We start from the raw sequence: 19044 nt of genomic DNA on the forward strand, positions 1-19044 counted from the left end.
TAAGCTGAAGCTAGACAAAACGGCCGCTATCTCATTAGGGATAGCGGCTTTTCCTGTTTGAAGCTCATTGGATAAAACTTCTTCCATTCATTAAGAAAGGGAGAAGTGACCGAATTGGGAGATCCTAAAACCCTTTGAGTAGGTCCATATTGCTTTACTTCACCATTCACAATAATGGCAAGGTGATTCGTTAGATAATTGATTTCCATCAAATCATGACTTACGAAAACGGTGGTCGTTCCCGCACTATTGATAATCGCTTTAAAGTCATCCATTAATTTTATTTTGGTTGGAAAATCCAATGCCGAAAAGGGTTCATCAAGAAAAAGAATTTCTGGTTCAACAATCATGGCACGTGCGAGGTTGACCCGTTGTGCCTCACCGCCTGAAAGGAAGTGGGCATTTTTTTTCGCAAGATGGCTGATTTGAAACTGCTCCATCCAAACATTTACTTTCTCTTTGATTACTGATTTTGGTACTTTTCTTAGCTTTAAGCCAATCGCAATATTTTGATAAACGGTACCTTCTAAAAGTAGTGATTGCTGCAAGGCAACTGAGAATTTTCTCCGCAGGTCAAGGGAGGGTATTCCATTAGCTATTTCCTGCCCGCGGTAGAGTATTTCACCACGATTTGGGCTGTCAAGCAAAGCCATTACTTTTAACAATGTACTTTTCCCTGCACCATTTGGCCCCATGATTCCAAGGAAATCACCATCTTGAATCTGAAAATCAGGTATGGAGAGGATGTTTTTATTATGGGCTTGATAGGTAATGTTTTTAAGCTCAATCAATGGATTCATGATACTCGCTTCCTTTGCTGCAGGAGTGTTAAGGCCGCCGTTATCAATAAAGCAACCGTCAATAATATGAAGGAAATCGCAAGCGCTACATCGAAATTACCCTTTGAAACTTCCATTACAATCGAAGTGGTTAAAATTCGGGTATCCCCTTGTATATTTCCGCCTACCATCATTGCCGCACCAACCTCAGCAATTACCCGTCCAAAGCCTGCCATAATCGCAGCGACGATGGCGATTTTAGTTTGTTTTAAAAGGATTAGGATGGTTTGTATCTTGGTTGCACCCAAAGCTTTTATTTGTAAAAGCATTTTTTCACTGATTTGTTGAAAGGCGGAGCTCGTTAAACCTGTGACGATTGGTAATGAAACCAGCACTTGTGCCATAACGATTGCAGTTGGAGAATACAGCAAGTGTAAATGACCAAGTGGACCAGAGCGCCATAAAAGCATGGAAATCCATAATCCGGCAACCACAGGTGGCAGCCCCATACCGATATTGATGAATGTAAGGATGATTTTTCTGCCTTTAAATCGGGTCAGCCCAAGTAACATCCCAAGAGGCAAACCAATAAGGGAACTAATAAAGATGGCCATAAAACAAACTCTTAGAGTCAGCCAAGTGATTTCGAGAATCTCTCGATCGCCAGTGAGAATCATCTCTATCGCTTTTCTAAAGCCATCGATAATTAGTTCCATACCATTGCACCCTTTCGTTTGTCCTATTCAGTGTATTTAAAGAATAATGATTGTCCGTAATCTTTCTTACCAAAGCTTTCAATAACATTCTGAGTTTCACTACTAACCATAAAATCTACAAATTTTTCTGCGTCCTTACTGTTAACCATATCGTGTTTTTCCGGATTTACCTGCATGACATGGTAAATATTCATTAAGTCTTTGCCGCCTTCAACAATGATTTGGAGATTTGTTAAATTCTTTTCTTGTGCTAACCATGTGGCACGGTCAGTTAAAATATAACCATTCTTTTCATTAGCAATTTGTAATGAAGCACCCATGCCTTGACCAGTTGAAATATAAGTGTCGCCAGCAGGCTGGATATTCACCGCTGTCCATATTCCTAATTCTTTTTTATGTGTACCAGAATCATCACCGCGGGTTACAAAATTGGCTTTACTATCAGAGATTGTTTTGAATGCTGCGTTAATGTCCTCGCCGTTTACACTCGCTGGGTTATCTTTGGGTCCAACTAAAATAAAATCATTGTACATGACGCGTTTACGATTAATCGCATCACCGCTTGTAACCAGTTCTTCCTCCGATTTAGGAGCATGAACTAAAAGGACATCAGCTTCACCTTTTGTGCCCATTTCTAATGCTTGTCCTGTACCAACTGCAATTGTTTTTACTTTTACATTGTTTTCTTCTTCAAAGATTGGCAGTAATACATCTAATAAGCCGCTGTCTTGTGTACTAGTAGTAGTCGCTAAAATTAAATCAGTCGGTTCTGCCTTTTTCTCTTTTTCGTCAGCTTGGTCAGTGGTGGTATTACCACAAGCTGCTAGGAAAAGGAGCATGAATACAAATAATGTAGCAAGCAAACGATTTCTTAACATCTTGTTTCCTCCAGTTTACTAGTTTGATAGATGATAGTACCTAAATCTTGAATACCATATCCTTCTAAATCGGTTAAGCTGCTTTTAAATCCAGGGGACTGAAGATAATGGATTAGATCTGTAAGTTTCTGTTTGTTTTCATTGGTAAAACGGAACACAAGATCAAACTGTTCCTTAGCAACAGGTATGAAATCGAGTCCTAAATGGCTTGCGGCAGATTGAATTCCAAACGCCACATCTGCCATACCTCTGCTTATATATGAAGCAGTCGATAAGTGGTTCCATTCTTCCGTTGAATAACCATTTATTTCAATTGGAGTAATTCCATGCTTCGAAAGCATTGAGTCAAAAAGAAATCTAGTCCCAGCACCTTTTTGACGATTAACAAACTGAACATTTTTTTGAACCAGGTCATTAAAGTCAGAGATACCTTTTGGATTTCCCTTTGCTACGATAAAGCCTTGCTCTCTTGAGACAAATCGAACAACCGAGATAGACTCATGTACAAAGAGCTGATGAATAAAAGGTAAATTGTATTCTTGTGACGCAGGATCTAAGAGATGGATTGCTGCGATATCCGATTGACCACGGTACAGCATCATCAATCCTTCAAGGCTGCCTATGTAAGTGGGCTGGATTTGCTGCTGTAAATCTTTTGAGGTTTGTTTTACAAAATGTTCTACAAGAAAGTCATGACTGCCGGATAGCCGGATTGGTGAAGAAGCATGTGTATCCATCTGCTCAACCTGAATTTTTTTCGCAGGGGCTTTTGTACTTTCTTTATATCTTTCAATCTCTGAGTGCTCGATTCTCATTTTGTTGCCAACCTTAAATGCCTGTAATTCACCTCGCTTAATCAATTCATAAACCGTATGTTTTGAGATTTGGAATAGTTGAGCCACCTCATCAGGTGTGTAAGCCTTTCCATCCATCCGTATGCCACCTCTCTATCCGTAAATAAAATATATATTTCAAATATACTATGATTTGTGTGAGTTTTGTTAAGTTTCGTTAAGTTTTGTTGTGTTTTATTTAGAATTGACACGTTTTGTTAACATGAAATCGAAGTGTTCACACTAAATTCATAAACTTCACTTTTTGTTCATCAGTGAACAATGAAGTTTGTTGTACTATATGGATAGATAGAAATTTATATAAAGGGATGGGGATCAGATGGCAAAGCTTCTATATATTACCGTTAACCCAAAAAATGATATAAAGCTTTCGAAAGGTATGCAGCTAGGTGAGGCCTTTTTAGAAGAATTTAAACAACAAAAGCCTGATGTTGAAATAGAACATATGCATTTATACGATATGGATATCCCGCAAATTGATATGGATTTGTTATATGCACGTGCTAAATTATCCTTCATGGGCAAGACTTTTGATGAATTAACAGAAGGTGAGCAAAAACAAATCACTGCAATGCATGCACTGGCCGACCGCTTTATTGCAGCTGACTATTATGTGTTTGTTACTCCAATTTGGAATTTTGGATCGCCAGCTATTTTAAAAGCTTTCCTTGATAATTTATTTATCGTGAACAAAACATTTGTTAATACACATGAAGGGGCAAAAGGGCTGCTCACAAACCGAAAGGTACTTCATATTCAAACGCGCGGTGGTATTTACTCAACGGGACCAATGGTTGAATTTGAATTCGGCGATCGTTTCCTAACAAAAGTACTCGGCTTCTTAGGAATGGAAGTTATGCCAACGGTGTTCGCTGAAGGAATGGATCACTTTCCAAAGCAAGTACCAGAAATTATGGCAAAGGCAAAAGAACAAGTCATCGAAGCCGCAAGAGAAATGGCAAAAGAAAAAGTTACAGTATAATATAATGGCTGTGTTAAAGGAGACTGTTGATTTTAGAACCTGTTGACTGGAGCGGAAGGCGCTTGATCCTCGAAAATGCTATCGCATTTTCTTCGTGCGGTGATTATTCGAGGAAGTAAATTCAAAGTCCTGCGGGATGAACGAGCTGAGTGAGACCCCGCAGGTCGGAACGACCGAGGAGGCTCACGGGCGAGCCAGCGGAAAGCATAGCGCCTCGGGACAGGCAAAGACAGCCTGTCCCTGCGGTGATTATTCTACGAAGCATTCCTTAGTGGAGCGCAAGTCAACAGCCAATTTAACACAGCCAATAAAAAAATGCGACTCGAATATCGAGCCGCATTTTTTTACGTTAGAACTTTCCTGTAAATTGAAAAAATAACACCGCAAAACCTAGAACCCAGACATAAATAGCGAACGGTTTTAAAGAATGTTTCTTTAAAAATCCAATCATCCACTTCACTGCAACATATCCGAATAATGCAGAAGAGGCAATACCAACAATTAACGCAGATAGAGAGATTTCCTCACCTGCACCTCCGAATAAATCCAATGATTGCAGCACAACAGCCCCCGCAATAGCAGGTGTAGATAGGAGAAAAGAAAAGTATGCTGCCGTTTCGCGATCTAGCTTCCTCCATAATGCAGCCACAATCGTGAAACCTGAGCGTGAAATAGCCGGGAAAATAGCCGCTGCCTGAAAGGAGCCAATGATTAGGGCATCGGTATAACTAATATCATCCATTTTCTTATAGCCATTTTTTGCGGAATCAGCAATCCACAGAAATAATCCAGTGACTAAAAATTCCCAGCCAATCGTAACTCCGGTCTTCGATATTTCCTCAAAATAGTCTTTAAAAAGCAAACCAATCACGACAGCTGGAATGGTTCCGACGATTAACAGAAAGGTGAGTTTGCTAAACGGATTTTTAATAATCTTAACAAACTCGTCCTTATAGAAGATAAAAACGGCGAGCAGGGTACCGACATGAAGCATGGTATCAAGTAATAAACCAGCTTCTTGTAAACCAAATAAATTCCTTCCTAAATATAAATGTCCTGTAGAGCTAATGGGTAAAAATTCAGTTAATCCTTGAATAATTCCTAATATGAGTGCTTCTAATTTGCTTAACATATTTAACCTCTCTTTCTGCACCATAAGAGCATGTACATAGTAAAGATATGCACGTTACTCAGCAAATAAGCAAGAAATTTTTTCCGTTTTAAACTTGTCTGTTGATTTCCGCTCCAGGCACTTCGCTTTCCGCGGGCGGTCCGGGGAGCCTCCTCGACGCTTATAGCGTCTGTGGGGTCTCCCCAGCCCCGTCCTCCCGCAGGACTTTGAATTTGCTTCCTTGAATCCGCCCACGCACGAAGAAAATGCGATTGCATTTTCGAGGAGTCTACGTGCCTTCCGCTCCAATCAACAGAGTGCAAATATTAGGAATTTGCTTATATTAAGCCAAATTTTTATATATTACCAAGGCAAAAATAGTGCAAAAGGGGTGAAATCTCCCATAAAATAGAAGTAAGTATTTTGGAGAGGAGCTGCACTTTTGAAAAATCACCATCTACATTTCAATACATCTATCGGAGTGAAGAAACCAGAAAGTATCAGAAATAAACAGCAACCGTGCCCTTTTTGTGCGCGGGAAGAGTTGATCGATCTCATTGAAGTGGATGGACCAATTATACTTTTGAAAAATAAATATCCTGTTCTAGAAAATGCCTACCAAACGGTTTTGATTGAAACAGATGATTGTCATGGTGAATTATCTACCTATGAGCTTCCCTTTCTCCATCGACTCTTACAGTTTGCGATAAGAAATTGGCTTGATTTAGATAAAACCGGAAATTATGAATCGGTCATTTTTTTCAAAAATCATGGCCCGTTGTCCGGGGGGACCATCGCGCATCCTCATATGCAAATCATTGGCCTACATGATATTAACTATAAGGAAAACATATCTGAAGAAGTGTTTGAGGGGATTACGATAGAAGAAAAAGACGGGGTCACATTGACTTTGTCGACAAAACCGAAGGTAGGCTTTTATGAATTTAATATTGATATGGATGACTCTAGTTATAATGAAACCTTTGGAGTTTATCTTCAAAATGCAGTACATTATATTCTTAACAACTTTCCATTTAAAGCAAGCAGTTACAATCTTTTCTTTCACCATTATAATAGAAGAATATACGTGAAAATTGTTCCCCGATTCGTAACTACTCCACTTTATATCGGCTATGGGATTCCCCAGGTGCCGAATAATTTACATTGGATGGTCGATGATATTAAAAGTAAATATTTTACAAAAGGAAGCCGCCAAATCTAGAAGCTTCCTTTTCCTTTTGTAGTAATTTAACCCATTCACACTTTAAACGTTGTACTTTTTCGATTAAAAAAATATAATGAGATAATGTACAAGTTCCTTTTTGAAGCTTTGTTATAAAGGAGTGTGAATGATGACATCATCTAAAAATACAACTTCAAAACTTGATTATAGTCTTGTTTTTATTTTACTTTTATTATTTTTGGCCAGCTGCTTATCGATTTATAGTGCGCAGGCAAGTGGTCAATATGACAGTAACTTCCTTATAAAGCAAATCATCTTTTATGGAATTGGCTGCGGAATTATTGCTGCCGTCATTAGGCTCGACTCCGACCAATTAAAAAAGTTGGCGTGGTATGCTTACGGTGTAGGAATAATGTTGCTGGTTTTTTTAATCATAGCGCCAGAAAGCATTGCACCTGTAATCAATGGGGCAAAAAACTGGTTTAAGGTACCTGGAATTGGGTCACTTCAGCCGTCAGAGTTTGTCAAAATCTTTATTATCGTAGCCCTAGCAAAAGTAATTGAGGATCATCACCAAAAGAATCCAGTTAAAACAATCTCCTCTGACTTTTGGCTATTAATAAAACTCGGAATGGTCACGATGGTTCCATTAATCCTAATTATTAAGCAAGATTTAGGAACTTCGCTCGTATTTATCGCTATTCTATTAGGGATGATTTTTATTTCCGGCATTACATGGAAATTACTAGTTCCAATCTTTTCAGTTGGAACGGCACTTATTTCAGTTATTTTTTATTTTGTATTGTTGAAGCCAGAGGTTCTTGAAAAATATTTAGGTGTGAAACAGTATCAATTCAGTCGGATCTACTCTTGGCTGGATCCTTATAATTTTCAAAGCTCAGCAGGGTACCAGCTGACACGGTCACTCTTAGCTATCGGCTCAGGGCAAACGGGTGGTAAAGGTTACGGGAATAGAGAAGTATATTTACCTGAAAGCCATACCGATTTTATCTTTAGTGTCGTCGGCGAAGAGTATGGTTTTATTGGTGCGAGTGTGCTCGTAAGTTTATTTTTCTTGTTGATTTATCATATTACCAAGGTTGGTATGGAGACGAAGAACAATTTTTATACGTATATTTGCGTGGGAGTTATCAGTATGATTACTTTCCATGTATTCCAAAATATCGGGATGACAATTGGAGTGCTGCCGATAACGGGTATTCCATTACCGTTTATCAGCTATGGAGGAAGTTCATTAATGGGGAATATGCTTGGGCTGGGATTAATCTTCTCAATCAGATACCATTATAAAAAATACATGTTTTCAACAACGGATTAACAAAGATGGCAGCGCACCGTTTATCAATCAAGCTGACTTCATGTTGAAAATGAATAAATGAATCGTAATTTGCTGCAATGTAGCAACGGTTTGATATTCACCTTCGCTATCAATATATAAAGTTCTTGTTCACTGCAACAACATAAGGATAAAAAAGAACGAGGTCATGGCAGCCTCGTTCTTTTTTCATTCTATTTTATTGGAGTAGTATTCTTTTATTTTTCTAGCATGATTTTTTCAAGATCATCCAACATGATATTTGCAGCAAGGACGCCGCCGGCAGTATTCCAAGTAGCATCACTAACTTCGTAGGCTTTGCCATTTTTTACAGCATTTAAATTTTTCCAAAGTGGATCATTTGTCCATTCTTTCGCTGTATCTAAGGCAACTTGATCACCTTTAGGAGCATATGTGAAATAGAAAAGAATGTCACCGTCCATTTTCGGAATAACTTCTTTTCCAACTTCGATAGCAAGGTTACCCAGCTTGTTATCAGGAGTAAAAAGCTCTGCCTGTTGCGAAGCTCGTTTTAAACCAACTTGATCAAATATAATACCAGAGAAAGAATCAGTATAATAAATACGAGACTTTCCAGCCATAAAACGGACAACCGATACTTCTTGATTTACTTTATCACCAAGTTTCTCTTTCAAGTCTGCAACGTGGTTATCAAAATCAGTAAGTACTTCGTTCCCTTTTTCTTCTAGGTTTAAAGCTTTTGCGTATAGTTTAAAGTTTTCTTTCCAATCACCTCTAAGGGTTTCGGAAAATACAGTAGGAGCAATTGTGCTTAATTGGCTGTAAACTGCTTCTTGACGAAGCTTGTTTCCGATAATTAAATCCGGTTTAAGCGTAGCGATCTTCTCTAAATTCACTTCGCTCTCAACGCCAACAACTTCAACACCGTCCATATCCTCTTTAATATGATCATACCACGGATCTCCAAGCCAAGATTGAACAGCACCAACTGGCTTAATTCCAAGTGCAAGTAAAGCTTCAGTACCTTCATTGGTTAAAATAACAACTTTTTTAGGCGTTTTTTCTAATGTAGTTGACCCCATTGCATGTTCTACTGTATAGCTAGTGTCTTCTGTTTTAGTGTCGTTTTCATCTTGTGTAGCCGGTTTTTCTTCCGTATTTCCGCAGGCAGCAAGAAGGAAAATAGCCATTAATGAAATGACTGCAAATAAATTTTTAAAACCTTTCATCTTATGTAACCCCCAAATAATCTTATTGTTAATGATAATCATTTTCATTTACAAAATTATCATAAAACGTTTTTACTAGCCTGTCAATCACCAAATTGAAAATGATTATCAACTCATTGACAGTTTTCCACTATTCAAATAGACTGATACATGAAAATACTGATATACAAGCGTTTTATATATAAATAGATTAGAAGGGATTAACGATATGCTGCTAAAACAAACTGGCCAAAGGTGGGTTGGACTTTTTATTGCTATTATTATATTGCTTCTCTTAATGGCAGCAAGTATTGTCTACGGCTATACAGATACCACATGGAAAATGGCTATAGAAGCCTTAACCAATTTCGACGGATCTAATGAACATATTGTTATTCAATCTGTTAGAATCCCACGTGTGTTTATTGCCGCAGCGGTGGGGGCAAGTTTAGCTATTTCAGGCGTCTTAATGCAGACAGTAACGAAGAATCCGCTGGCATCCCCTGATATTTTTGGGGTAAATGCCGGAGCAGGGGTTGCTGTTGTTATAGCGGTAACAGTTTTTAGTGTTGGAAGTCTTCAACTGTTTACTTGGTTATCCTTTTTTGGTGCAGCTGTTGCCGCAATAAGTGTCTATGCAATTGGGTCAGCCGGAAGAGAAGGGTTGACCCCGATGAAACTGACTCTAGCGGGTGCTGCAATGACAGCATTATTTGCCTCTTTTACACAAGGGATTCTTGTATTAAATGAAGCAGCCTTGGAGCAAGTATTATTTTGGCTTGCGGGATCAGTGGCAGGAAGAAGCCTTGATAATTTAATAGCTGTACTTCCTTATTTAATTGGAGGCTGGATCATTTCTTTCCTAATAGCAACAAAAATGAATGTTTTATCAATGGGTGAGGATGTAGCTAAAGGTCTTGGATTAAACACAGCTCTATTAAAGATTACGATTGGAATAGTAGTAATCCTCCTTTCAGGTGGGGCAGTTGCTGTTGCAGGACCAATTGGATTTATTGGAATAGTTGTGCCACATCTTACTCGTTCAATTGTGGGAATAGACCATCGCTGGGTAATCCCTTTTTCCGGCTTGCTTGGAGGAGTGCTATTACTGGCCGCAGATATCGCCTCCAGATATATTTTAATGCCTCAGGAAGTCCCAGTCGGCGTTATGACGGCAATTATTGGAACCCCATTTTTCATTTATATTGCTAGAAAGGGGTTCAATGGGCGATGAGTAAATACAAAATTTTTAGAATCAAACAAGGGAAGATCTCTTATTTAATTGATAAAAAAGCATTATTTGTGTTTATCGGATTGTTACTTGGAACTGCCGCTGTTTTTGTTATAAGTACAGGGTTGGGAGAAATGAAGATAAGCCCTTTAAATGTATTGAAGGTATTTTTTGGCGGAGGGTCTGAAATGGAGGCCCTTGTCATTCAATCGTTCCGATTACCAAGAATCATTGTGGCCTTGATGGCAGGGATGGGGTTGGCGGTAGCAGGGGGGATTTTGCAAGGAATGATTCGAAACCCGCTTGCATCACCTGATATCCTAGGGATTACTGGCGGTGCATCGGTAGCGGTTGTAGGTTTCTTGGCAATTTTTAGTGATAAAAATCATGTATTAACGGTAAGTATTCACTGGCTGCCTTTAGCCGCATTTATTGGTGCAGCAGTTGTGGCATTTCTCGTTTATACATTGGCATGGAAAAATGGAGTTTCTCCTATTAGACTAATTTTAATTGGTATAGGATTGATGAGCTTAACAAAAGCTTTGACCACCTTTATGATGGTTTTAGGTCCTATTTATCAAGCAAGCCAGGCGAACATATGGATTACGGGTACTGTCTACGGTTCCACTTGGAAAAATGTAGGTGCCCTAGTCCCATGGATCATCGTACTGATTATCATTGCATTCATCTATGCAAGAAATGTAAACATTCAGGAACTTGGCGATGAAGTAGCAACAGGTCTTGGTGGACGGGTGCAAAAGCAACGCTTGGTTTTAATGCTCCTAAGTACTGGCTTGGTTGGGGGTTCCGTAGCTTTCGCTGGAGGGATTGGTTTTGTGGGCTTAATGGCGCCGCATATGGCCAGGAGATTAGTCGGTTCTGCTTTTGGTGCGTTGCTGCCTGTATCCGCACTCCTAGGTGGAATTTTAGTTATGCTTGCTGATTTAGTTGGGCGAACATTATTTTCGCCATTAGAAATACCTGCAGGGGTCTTTACGGCAAGTATAGGGGCACCATACTTTATCTATCTATTATTTAAGACGAGAAATACTTAGTTTTCATCTAAGAGAAGCCATTTCTTTTGAATAGGCTTCTCTTTTTTTACGCAAATTCACTATTTGATACAGTAGTAAATACAAATGAAAATGATTTTCATACTCATTGACAATCATTATCAATTAATTATAAACTTAGAACTGTAGAGAATATTAATATTATACAGGACGTTAATACAACCCACTATAGGGGCTAATTCATATACTAAAAACAAGCCTAAAAAACATAAACTTGATTGATTACAAAAGGAGATGGCAGATGATGAATGCGGTTGAAACGAAAAATTTATCACTTTCATACGGGGACACACTCATCATTGATGAATTAAATTTAAAAATTCCTCAAGGTGAAATTTCCGTTTTTATTGGAGCGAATGGCTGCGGAAAATCAACTCTCCTTCGTTCAATCGCTCGTCTTCTTAAGCCAAAATCCGGTGCTGTTATTTTGGAGGGAGAAGCCATTGCTAAGCTTTCAACGAAAGAAGTAGCAAAGAAAATGGCGATACTTCCGCAATCACCGGCCGCTCCTGAAGGACTGACGGTGCTTCAACTCGTTAAACAGGGGCGTTATCCTCATCAATCATGGTTAAAACAATGGTCGGAGGAAGATGAGAAAAAGGTTAATGACGCACTAAAAGCTACCCGGTTAGAAGATTTGAAAGAGCGAACGGTTGATTCTCTTTCAGGCGGTCAAAGACAGCGCGCTTGGATTGCGATGACCCTAGCTCAGGATACGGACGTTATTCTCTTAGATGAACCAACAACCTATTTAGATATGACACATCAAATTGAAATTCTTGACCTTCTATTCGAACTCAATGAAAAGAGAAAAAGAACGGTTGTAATGGTTCTTCATGATCTTAATCTTGCTTGCCGCTATGCACATAATATCGTGGCCCTAAAAGATCAAAAGGTGTATGATCAAGGTAAGCCGGAGTATGTAATCAACCGTAATCTTGTCAAAAATGTATTTGGCATGGAATGTGAGGTAACAATCGATCCTTTATTTGGCACACCGCTTTGTATTCCTTATGGAAAAGGAAGACGTATTCTCCAAAAGGCGGCTGTATCCCATGGGTAATATACTTACAGAAAATGATCTTAGTCCTTTACAGAAATATAGGCTTAAACCAGAAACTGGCCAATCATTTAACGTTGCAAAATTAATGGATAAGACTTTTGCATTGGATTTCATGAGGAATTTAGCGTATTCAATCGGTTCGCCTTCCGAAAGAGCGGCAGCCTCCATTTTTATAAAAAGATATGCATTTATTGCCGTCATTTCCCTTTTTGCCATGACGGCCGCTAATAAGAAATTGAATCTATCTTTGGAAAATATAGAAATGGAAGAAGCTGAACGTGGTAAAGACTGGATCCCGATGATTTCATTAAAGGATACATCCATCCAGGAGTGGAATGGTCAAGACCGGGATGAATGGCGTGAAGGTGTTTACCGGGATCTTTTTGCTAACAATATCTACCCGATTATTGAGCATTTTGAAAAGACATTTAAGGTTTCAAAACTGATCCTGTGGGAAAATATTGCGGTTTACCTATTCTGGCTTTATGAGACGGAGTTAAAAGAGAGTGAAAATCCAACCGTCCTAAGTGATTTCCGTTTTTTAATCATGGAAGCAAAGGGCAATCTATTTGGCGAATACAACCTTAATCCAATAAAAAAGTATTATTCTAAGAAGAATCCCCCTGATGAGATAAGAATGAGGAAAACATGTTGTTTTACCTATCAGCTTGGATGCAAAAGATGTAAAACATGCCCATGTACACATATTTCTAACGATGGAGTGTGCTTTGATGGAGAAAGTATTTGCGGAGCAGTTCAAAGCTTTACTTGAAAAATATAGTGACTTACTCGTTGGCGAATCGAGCGAGGAGACAACCGAAAAGGTAAAGGCTTGGGCCCTATATACTCATATTGCGAAATCAATGCCAGCCTTAGCAAAACATTGGAATGAACTCTATCCGGAAGCAAAGGAAGAAATGAAATCAATCATTAATGAAATTAAGCTGCTAAATGAACAGCATAGACAATCTAAGTAAGATGCAAAAAAATGAATATTTATAAACTATTTGGTCACTTCAACTGATGAGGTGACCTTTTTCTATTGCATTCTAAGAAAACGCTTTCTTTTTAATATACATAAAATATTCAAAAAAGTGATAAAAAAGAGTTGTCAAAATTAAATATTCACAATATAATAAATTCAATGTTAGGTTAAGTGACATGAAAATAGGAGGAGAAATAACATGACTGAGGCTATACTTTCAAATGTAAAAGACGAATTTGCAATTATCGAAAAAATTAAAGAAGAAATAAATAAAAAAAATGTTGAACTTCTTCACTTACAGTTTGTAGATATCGAAGGTATTTTGAAACACGTAACGGTTACAAGTGAGCAATTGGAAGATGTAGTCGAAGGAAAAATCATGTTTGATGGCTCCTCTATTAAAGGATTTTCACCAATAAATAAATCTGATTTATACTTACAGCCAGATTTAACAACATTCTCCGTTTTACCATGGACAGTAGAAGAAGGATATTCTGAAGCACGTTTTCTATGTTCTGTTAAAAATCCTGATGGATCTTGGTTTGAAGGTGACACTAGAAATGTATTAAAGAAAACAGTGGAACGAGCTGCGGATAAAGGATACACCATTTCAGTAGGTCCTGAGCTTGAATTTTTCCTGTTTAAAACAGACGAAAACGGATATCCAACACAGGAACTTAGTGATAAAGCTGGATATTTTGAACCGTCACCTAAAGATCTTGGAGAGCGTGTTCGTTTAGAAATTTACCGTGCTTTAAAGGCAATGGGTTTCATTATTGAAGCGTCTCACCATGAAGTTGCTGAAGGACAGCACGAAATTAATTTTAAGTATGCTGATGCCCTAGGTGCAGCGGATCTTTCCACTACATACAAATGGGTTGTAAAAACGATAGCAAAGAAATATAACCTTCATGCTACATTCATGCCTAAACCAGTTTTTGGGATAAATGGTTCTGGAATGCATGTCAACATGTCTTTCTTCAAAGGAAATGAAAATGCATTTTTTGATCCGGCTGATGATTTACAACTATCGAATCAAGCGTATCAATTTATTGCAGGACTACTGGAGAATGTCAAAAGTTTTACCGCTGTAACCAATCCGCTTGTAAACTCTTATAAGCGTTTAGTACCTGGATATGAAGCACCATGTTATATCGCATGGAGCGCATCAAACCGTTCCGCGTTGATTCGAATCCCGGCAAAAAAAGGGATGGCCACCCGTGTTGAATTGCGCTGTCCTGATCCATCAGCGAATCCTTACTTAACCTTTGCAGTGATTGCAGCTGCTGGTTTAGATGGCATCGAACAAGAATTACAAGTACCATTTCCAATCAATGAAGATATTTTCCATATGACTGAAGAGCGTCGCGGTGAACTAGGTATTGAAAGCCTTCCTGGCAGTCTAGCCGCTGCGGTAAAGGAACTAGAAGATGGAGAGATTGTCCGTAAAACATTAGGCAACCATGTTTATGATGAGTTTGTAGCTGCGAAAAAAGCAGAATGGGATAGTTATCGTACAGCTGTTCATGCTTGGGAAATTGAAAATTATCAAGCAAAGTTTTAATATAACCAAGTCAAGCAGGCTGTCATACAGCCTGCTTTACAATTTCCTCAGTTATTCATTCAAGGTGTTTTTATCTTTTGAATTGATTATTTTGACTGTTCACTTTGTCTTTTTGTGACTGTTCTCCGCCAGGACCTGCGTTTCCTTGAACGCTAGCGGCGCTTACGCCACTTTTAGATGGGTTTTTCTTCATTTTACCCATGCCTCATCACCTCGTTAATAGGATGCCCAATTTGATTTTTTTATGTAAAGTTGATAGGGAAAATGCCTTTTAAAAATTTTTTTTATTTTCCGCTTTTATTTATTGCGCAAATTTTTGAAATATTCTATAGTAATAGATAGCAGAACTCATTCGTTAGTGAATTTTTTTTGACAAAAAAATGAATGAGTATTCATTCAAAGTGTGTAAAGGGGGAGACAATGTTGAACCAACTTATTAAAAAAGCAGCTGTTCTAGGATCAGGAGTCATGGGGTCGGGGATTGCCGCCCATCTAGCAAACATCGGGATACCGACATTATTATTGGATATTGTACCTCGGGAGTTAACCGACGACGAAAAGGCAAAAGGACTAACATTGGGAGATAAGCAGGTCCGTAATCGCATCAGCAGCCAATCAATCCAAAAATTATTAAAACAAAAACCAGCTCCTTTAGCGGTCAAAAAGAACTTGGCATTAATCGAATCGGGGAATTTAGAAGACGACCTAGTGAAATTAAAAGATGTGGATTGGGTAATCGAGGTTGTTGTTGAGAATCTCAATGTGAAGAAACAAGTATTTGAGAAAGTTGACCAATATAGAAAACCTGGAAGCATTATCAGTTCCAATACATCCGGGATATCTGTTGAAGCGATGGCAGAAGGAAGATCAGAGGATTTTAAGAAGCATTTTCTTGGTACCCACTTCTTTAACCCGCCAAGATACTTAAAATTACTTGAAGTGATTCCTACACAGTATACGAGCCAAGAAGTTGTTTCATTCATGAAAACGTTTGGTGAGGATGTTTTAGGAAAAGGTGTTGTTCTTGCAAAGGATACACCGAACTTTATCGCTAACCGGATTGGAACCTATGGTCTCCTTATTACAGTTCAAGAAATGCTAAAGGGCGGTTATAGTGTTGGGGAAGTTGATTCTGTTACTGGTCCATTAGTCGGTCGCCCTTCAAGTGCAACTTTCCGCACGTTAGATGTAGTTGGGTTAGATACCTTCGCACATGTCGCAGGCAATGTAAATGAAAAAGTAACCGGAAAGGAAAAGGAAGTATTTGAAGTCCCTTCATTTATGAAAACCATGCTTGAAAAAGGCTGGCTCGGTAGTAAATCTGCTCAAGGCTTCTACTTGAAGAAAGGGAAAGAAATCCTTGAACTTGACCCAGGTACTTTAGAATATATTCCTCGTAAGAAGCTTTCAACTGCCGCAACAGAAATGAGCAAGCAGGAAAAAGGCACTTCGAGTAAATTGAAAGCGCTTGTATATGCAAATGACCGCGCAGGTGAGTTGCTGTGGAACATCTTCAGTCCTGTACTTGTATACTCTGCACAGCTTTTGGGTGAAATTGCTGACACAGTGGTCGACATTGACCGGGCCATGAAATGGGGCTTTGGCTGGGAAATGGGTCCATTTGAAACCTGGGATGCAATTGGTTTAGAAAAGTCAGTCGCGAAGATGAGGGAAAATGGGCTTGAAATCCCTATTTGGATATCAGAAATGCTTGCGAAGGGGCATACATCTTTCTATCTAGAGGAAAATGGCGAAAAATTCTTTTATAAAAATGGTGAATACCGCTTAGTTGAAAGTAATCCAAAAGCAATTGACTTGAAAAAAATAAAAAAACAAAAAGGTGTTATTAAAAAGAATGCAGGTGCCAGTTTAATTGATTTAGGTGATGGGGTCGCTCTCTTAGAATTCCATTCTCCGAACAATGCTATCGGTCTTGATATTATTCAGATGCTTAATTTTGCAATTGACGAGGTAGAGAAAAATTACAAAGGTTTAGTAATCGGAAACCAAGGCAAGAACTTCTGTGTTGGTGCCAACCTAGCCATGATGCTAATGGAAGCACAGGATGATAATATTTATGAGCTTGAAATGGTAGTCCATCAGTTCCAAAATGCAATGATGAAAGTAAAATATAGCGCAAAACCAGTGGTGGCAGCACCATTTGCAATGACGCTTGGAGGTGGCGCCGAGGTTTGTTTACCTGCAGCGCACATTCAAGCGTCTGCTGAAACCTATATGGGTCTTGTCGAAGTAGGTGTCGGATTGCTTCCAGGCGGCGGCGGAAACAAAGAACTATATATAAAACATTTAGAAGGCATGCCAAATGGTGTTCCATTTGACCTTCAAGCTGTTGCCAATAAAGTCTTTGAAACCATCGCTATGGCAAAAGTTTCAACTTCTGGTGAGGAAGCACGTGAGAATAACTTCTTAGGATTAGCGGATGGAATTAGTATTAACGGAGACCACCAATTATACGATGCAAAGCAGGCTGTTCTAGCATTACATGAGCAGGGTTATGTGCAAAAAGCCCGGAAAAAGGTGCCGGTAGTGGGTGAAACAGGTTACGCTACACTATTACTTGGTGCACAATCCATGTTCTTATCTGGATATATTTCAGAGCATGATTTAAAAATCGCCAAAAAAGTAGCTTTTGTTATTGCTGGTGGAAAGGTGCCATTTGGTACGGAAGTAGATGAGCAATACTTATTGGATTTAGAAAGAGAAGCATTCTTAAACTTAATAAGAGAAGGTAAGACGCAACAACGTATGCAGCACATGCTTGTTAAAGGAAAGCCACTTAGAAATTAAACAGAAAAGCATATGCGCTTTGTCCAGGGAAAAATGCAGTTCAATTTTTCCTAAGTGAAGCTAGACAAATAGATTGCTATTATATGAGGAAAGTGAGGGAACGAAATGAGAGAAGCGGTAATCGTAGCGGGAGCTCGGACCCCGGTAGGGAAAGCGAAAAAAGGAACGCTTGCACATGTTCGCCCTGATGATTTGGGAGCATTGGTCGTAAAAGAAACATTAAAGCGTGCCGGAAATTATGAAGGAAATATTGATGATTTAGTTTTTGGGTGTGCAATGCCAGAAGCAGAGCAGGGAAATAACATGGCTCGTAATATTGGTGCCTTAGCTGGCCTGCCGCATACAGTACCTGCCATCACCATTAATCGCTTTTGTTCATCTGGACTTCAGGCGATCGCTTATGCAGCGCAGGGAATCATGCTCGGACATACCGACACAGCCATTGCTGGTGGATCGGAGTCGATGAGTCTGATTCCTATGATGGGCCATGTTGTTCGTCCAAATATCAAATTAGCTGAAACAGCTCCCGAATATTATATGGGCATGGGGCATACCGCAGAAGAAGTAGCAAAAAAATATGGTATTAGTCGTGAAGACCAGGACGCATTTGCCGTTCGCAGTCATCAGAAAGCGGCAAAAGCGATCCAGGAAGGGAAATTTGTTGACGAAATTGTTCCCGTTAATACTATCTCCCGTTCAGTGGGAAAAGACAACAAGCTTGTCGAAAAAACAATACAATTTTCTCAAGATGAGGGAGTTCGACCAGATACAAACGTACAGTCACTTTCAAAACTTCGACCAGCATTTTCGGTGACTGGTTCAGTTACTGCAGGTAACGCCTCGCAAACAAGTGATGGGGCGGCAGCCTTAATGATTATGGATCGTGAAAAGGCGGAATCACTTGGATTAAAGCCATTAGCTAAGTTCCGATCATTTGCAGTTGGGGGGGTACCGCCGGAAATAATGGGAGTTGGTCCTGTAGTGGCCGTACCAAAGGCAGTGAGATTAGCTGGATTAGAAATGTCCGATATTAACCTGTTTGAATTGAACGAAGCATTTGCATCACAGTCCCTTCAAGTCATTCGTGAGCTCGGGTTGGATGAAGAAAAAGTAAACGTAAATGGAGGCGCCATCGCACTAGGACATCCACTAGGATGTACAGGCGCAAAACTCACCTTAACCCTTATTCATGAACTAAAGCGTCGTCAACAGCAATTCGGCGTAGTAACCATGTGTATTGGCGGCGGAATGGGCGCGGCTGGAGTATTTGAGCTTTTATAAAAAGAATAGG

At 39.2% G+C, this 19044-nt stretch carries 18 protein-coding genes; 11 read left to right on the forward strand and 7 right to left on the reverse strand.

The window, feature by feature from the left end; all coding sequences use genetic code 11:
- Nucleotides 1-26: 26 nt before the first annotated feature.
- From F4694_RS02270 to F4694_RS02285, 4 genes are read right to left on the reverse strand one after another with little or no spacing between them, the layout of a single operon-like run.
- The gene (locus F4694_RS02270) at nt 27-800 is read right to left on the reverse strand and encodes an ABC transporter ATP-binding protein (RefSeq protein WP_179595273.1); all 774 of its coding nucleotides are present in this window, start codon (nt 798-800) and stop codon (nt 27-29) included.
- On the reverse strand, nt 797-1495 hold the full coding sequence (locus F4694_RS02275) for an ABC transporter permease (protein WP_179595274.1): 699 nt from the start codon (nt 1493-1495) through the stop codon (nt 797-799). Before F4694_RS02275 ends, F4694_RS02270 begins: the two co-directional genes overlap by 4 nt.
- Nucleotides 1496-1518: 23 nt before the next feature.
- Nucleotides 1519-2373, reverse strand: a complete 855-nt coding sequence (locus F4694_RS02280; RefSeq protein ID WP_179595275.1) for an ABC transporter substrate-binding protein — start codon at nt 2371-2373, stop codon at nt 1519-1521.
- Nucleotides 2367-3305 carry a substrate-binding domain-containing protein gene (locus tag F4694_RS02285; RefSeq protein WP_179595276.1) on the reverse strand — a complete coding sequence of 313 codons (939 nt, stop codon included), beginning with the start codon at nt 3303-3305 and terminating at the stop codon, nt 2367-2369. The genes F4694_RS02280 and F4694_RS02285 overlap by 7 nt, the downstream gene beginning before the upstream one ends.
- Nucleotides 3306-3546: 241 nt before the next feature.
- Between F4694_RS02285 and F4694_RS02290 the strand changes: the two genes are divergently transcribed.
- Complete coding sequence (locus F4694_RS02290) at nt 3547-4209, forward strand: FMN-dependent NADH-azoreductase (RefSeq protein WP_179595277.1); 663 nt, start codon at nt 3547-3549, stop codon at nt 4207-4209.
- A 349-nt stretch (nt 4210-4558) separates the two neighbouring features.
- On the opposite strand, the gene F4694_RS02295 is transcribed toward F4694_RS02290, so the two are convergent.
- The gene (locus tag F4694_RS02295; RefSeq protein ID WP_179595278.1) at nt 4559-5341 is read right to left on the reverse strand and encodes an undecaprenyl-diphosphate phosphatase; all 783 of its coding nucleotides are present in this window, start codon (nt 5339-5341) and stop codon (nt 4559-4561) included.
- Nucleotides 5342-5762: 421 nt separating this feature from the next.
- Between F4694_RS02295 and F4694_RS02300 the strand changes: the two genes are divergently transcribed.
- Both F4694_RS02300 and F4694_RS02305 read left to right on the forward strand, forming a co-directional pair.
- On the forward strand, nt 5763-6542 hold the full coding sequence (locus F4694_RS02300; protein ID WP_179595279.1) for a DUF4931 domain-containing protein: 780 nt from the start codon (nt 5763-5765) through the stop codon (nt 6540-6542).
- Nucleotides 6543-6672: 130 nt separating this feature from the next.
- Nucleotides 6673-7842 carry an FtsW/RodA/SpoVE family cell cycle protein gene (locus F4694_RS02305; protein WP_179595280.1) on the forward strand — a complete coding sequence of 390 codons (1170 nt, stop codon included), beginning with the start codon at nt 6673-6675 and terminating at the stop codon, nt 7840-7842.
- A gap of 215 nt (nt 7843-8057) precedes the next feature.
- On the opposite strand, the gene F4694_RS02310 is transcribed toward F4694_RS02305, so the two are convergent.
- Nucleotides 8058-9050, reverse strand: coding sequence for an ABC transporter substrate-binding protein (locus F4694_RS02310; RefSeq protein WP_179595281.1), 993 nt, complete (start codon nt 9048-9050; stop codon nt 8058-8060).
- A gap of 208 nt (nt 9051-9258) precedes the next feature.
- On the opposite strand from F4694_RS02310, the gene F4694_RS02315 reads away from it, so the two are divergent.
- The 6 genes from F4694_RS02315 to glnA all read left to right on the forward strand — a co-directional run bounded on the left by F4694_RS02315 (nt 9259) and on the right by glnA (nt 14945).
- Complete coding sequence (locus F4694_RS02315) at nt 9259-10263, forward strand: FecCD family ABC transporter permease (protein ID WP_179595282.1); 1005 nt, start codon at nt 9259-9261, stop codon at nt 10261-10263.
- Complete coding sequence (locus tag F4694_RS02320; protein WP_179595283.1) at nt 10260-11315, forward strand: FecCD family ABC transporter permease; 1056 nt, start codon at nt 10260-10262, stop codon at nt 11313-11315. The genes F4694_RS02315 and F4694_RS02320 overlap by 4 nt, the downstream gene beginning before the upstream one ends.
- A gap of 259 nt (nt 11316-11574) precedes the next feature.
- A complete protein-coding gene (locus F4694_RS02325; protein WP_374757396.1) occupies nt 11575-12396 on the forward strand; it encodes an ABC transporter ATP-binding protein in 822 nt (273 codons plus the stop codon).
- Nucleotides 12389-13168: an IucA/IucC family C-terminal-domain containing protein gene (locus F4694_RS02330; RefSeq protein WP_179595284.1), complete on the forward strand. Its 780-nt coding sequence runs from the start codon at nt 12389-12391 to the stop codon at nt 13166-13168. The genes F4694_RS02325 and F4694_RS02330 overlap by 8 nt, the downstream gene beginning before the upstream one ends.
- A complete protein-coding gene (locus F4694_RS02335; protein WP_179595285.1) occupies nt 13128-13373 on the forward strand; it encodes a DUF2573 family protein in 246 nt (81 codons plus the stop codon). The genes F4694_RS02330 and F4694_RS02335 overlap by 41 nt, the downstream gene beginning before the upstream one ends.
- A 207-nt stretch (nt 13374-13580) precedes the next feature.
- Nucleotides 13581-14945 (forward strand): type I glutamate--ammonia ligase, encoded by a 1365-nt coding sequence (glnA, locus tag F4694_RS02340; protein ID WP_179595286.1) that lies wholly within the window; start codon nt 13581-13583, stop codon nt 14943-14945.
- Nucleotides 14946-15015: 70 nt separating this feature from the next.
- Here glnA and F4694_RS02345 read toward each other — a convergent pair whose 3' ends face one another.
- Nucleotides 15016-15147 (reverse strand): YuzL family protein, encoded by a 132-nt coding sequence (locus tag F4694_RS02345; protein ID WP_179595287.1) that lies wholly within the window; start codon nt 15145-15147, stop codon nt 15016-15018.
- 218 nt (nt 15148-15365) lie between these two features.
- On the opposite strand from F4694_RS02345, the gene F4694_RS02350 reads away from it, so the two are divergent.
- Together F4694_RS02350 and F4694_RS02355 are read left to right on the forward strand one after the other, a co-directional pair.
- Nucleotides 15366-17753 carry a 3-hydroxyacyl-CoA dehydrogenase/enoyl-CoA hydratase family protein gene (locus tag F4694_RS02350; protein ID WP_179595288.1) on the forward strand — a complete coding sequence of 796 codons (2388 nt, stop codon included), beginning with the start codon at nt 15366-15368 and terminating at the stop codon, nt 17751-17753.
- A gap of 105 nt (nt 17754-17858) precedes the next feature.
- Nucleotides 17859-19034 (forward strand): acetyl-CoA C-acetyltransferase, encoded by a 1176-nt coding sequence (locus F4694_RS02355; protein WP_179595289.1) that lies wholly within the window; start codon nt 17859-17861, stop codon nt 19032-19034.
- Nucleotides 19035-19044 lie beyond the last annotated feature (10 nt).

Source organism: Neobacillus driksii (genome assembly GCF_013409995.1).
Lineage (GTDB): Bacteria > Bacillota > Bacilli > Bacillales > Cytobacillaceae > Neobacillus > Neobacillus driksii.

What these genes read in the sequence shown, in the direction of transcription:
- F4694_RS02280 (WP_179595275.1), bottom strand. Translation starts at nt 2,373, where the DNA reads ATGTTAAGAAATCGTTTGCTTGCTACATTATTTGTATTCATGCTCCTT.
- F4694_RS02285 (WP_179595276.1), bottom strand. Translation starts at nt 3,305, where the DNA reads ATGGATGGAAAGGCTTACACACCTGATGAGGTGGCTCAACTATTCCAA.
- F4694_RS02315 (WP_179595282.1), top strand. Translation starts at nt 9,259, where the DNA reads ATGCTGCTAAAACAAACTGGCCAAAGGTGGGTTGGACTTTTTATTGCT.
- F4694_RS02275 (WP_179595274.1), bottom strand. Translation starts at nt 1,495, where the DNA reads ATGGAACTAATTATCGATGGCTTTAGAAAAGCGATAGAGATGATTCTC.
- F4694_RS02270 (WP_179595273.1), bottom strand. Translation starts at nt 800, where the DNA reads ATGAATCCATTGATTGAGCTTAAAAACATTACCTATCAAGCCCATAAT.
- F4694_RS02355 (WP_179595289.1), top strand. Translation starts at nt 17,859, where the DNA reads ATGAGAGAAGCGGTAATCGTAGCGGGAGCTCGGACCCCGGTAGGGAAA.
- glnA (WP_179595286.1), top strand. Translation starts at nt 13,581, where the DNA reads ATGACTGAGGCTATACTTTCAAATGTAAAAGACGAATTTGCAATTATC.
- F4694_RS02330 (WP_179595284.1), top strand. Translation starts at nt 12,389, where the DNA reads ATGGGTAATATACTTACAGAAAATGATCTTAGTCCTTTACAGAAATAT.
- F4694_RS02325 (WP_374757396.1), top strand. Translation starts at nt 11,575, where the DNA reads ATGATGAATGCGGTTGAAACGAAAAATTTATCACTTTCATACGGGGAC.
- F4694_RS02305 (WP_179595280.1), top strand. Translation starts at nt 6,673, where the DNA reads ATGACATCATCTAAAAATACAACTTCAAAACTTGATTATAGTCTTGTT.
- F4694_RS02310 (WP_179595281.1), bottom strand. Translation starts at nt 9,050, where the DNA reads ATGAAAGGTTTTAAAAATTTATTTGCAGTCATTTCATTAATGGCTATT.
- F4694_RS02295 (WP_179595278.1), bottom strand. Translation starts at nt 5,341, where the DNA reads ATGTTAAGCAAATTAGAAGCACTCATATTAGGAATTATTCAAGGATTA.
- F4694_RS02350 (WP_179595288.1), top strand. Translation starts at nt 15,366, where the DNA reads ATGTTGAACCAACTTATTAAAAAAGCAGCTGTTCTAGGATCAGGAGTC.
- F4694_RS02320 (WP_179595283.1), top strand. Translation starts at nt 10,260, where the DNA reads ATGAGTAAATACAAAATTTTTAGAATCAAACAAGGGAAGATCTCTTAT.
- F4694_RS02345 (WP_179595287.1), bottom strand. Translation starts at nt 15,147, where the DNA reads ATGGGTAAAATGAAGAAAAACCCATCTAAAAGTGGCGTAAGCGCCGCT.
- F4694_RS02290 (WP_179595277.1), top strand. Translation starts at nt 3,547, where the DNA reads ATGGCAAAGCTTCTATATATTACCGTTAACCCAAAAAATGATATAAAG.
- F4694_RS02335 (WP_179595285.1), top strand. Translation starts at nt 13,128, where the DNA reads ATGGAGAAAGTATTTGCGGAGCAGTTCAAAGCTTTACTTGAAAAATAT.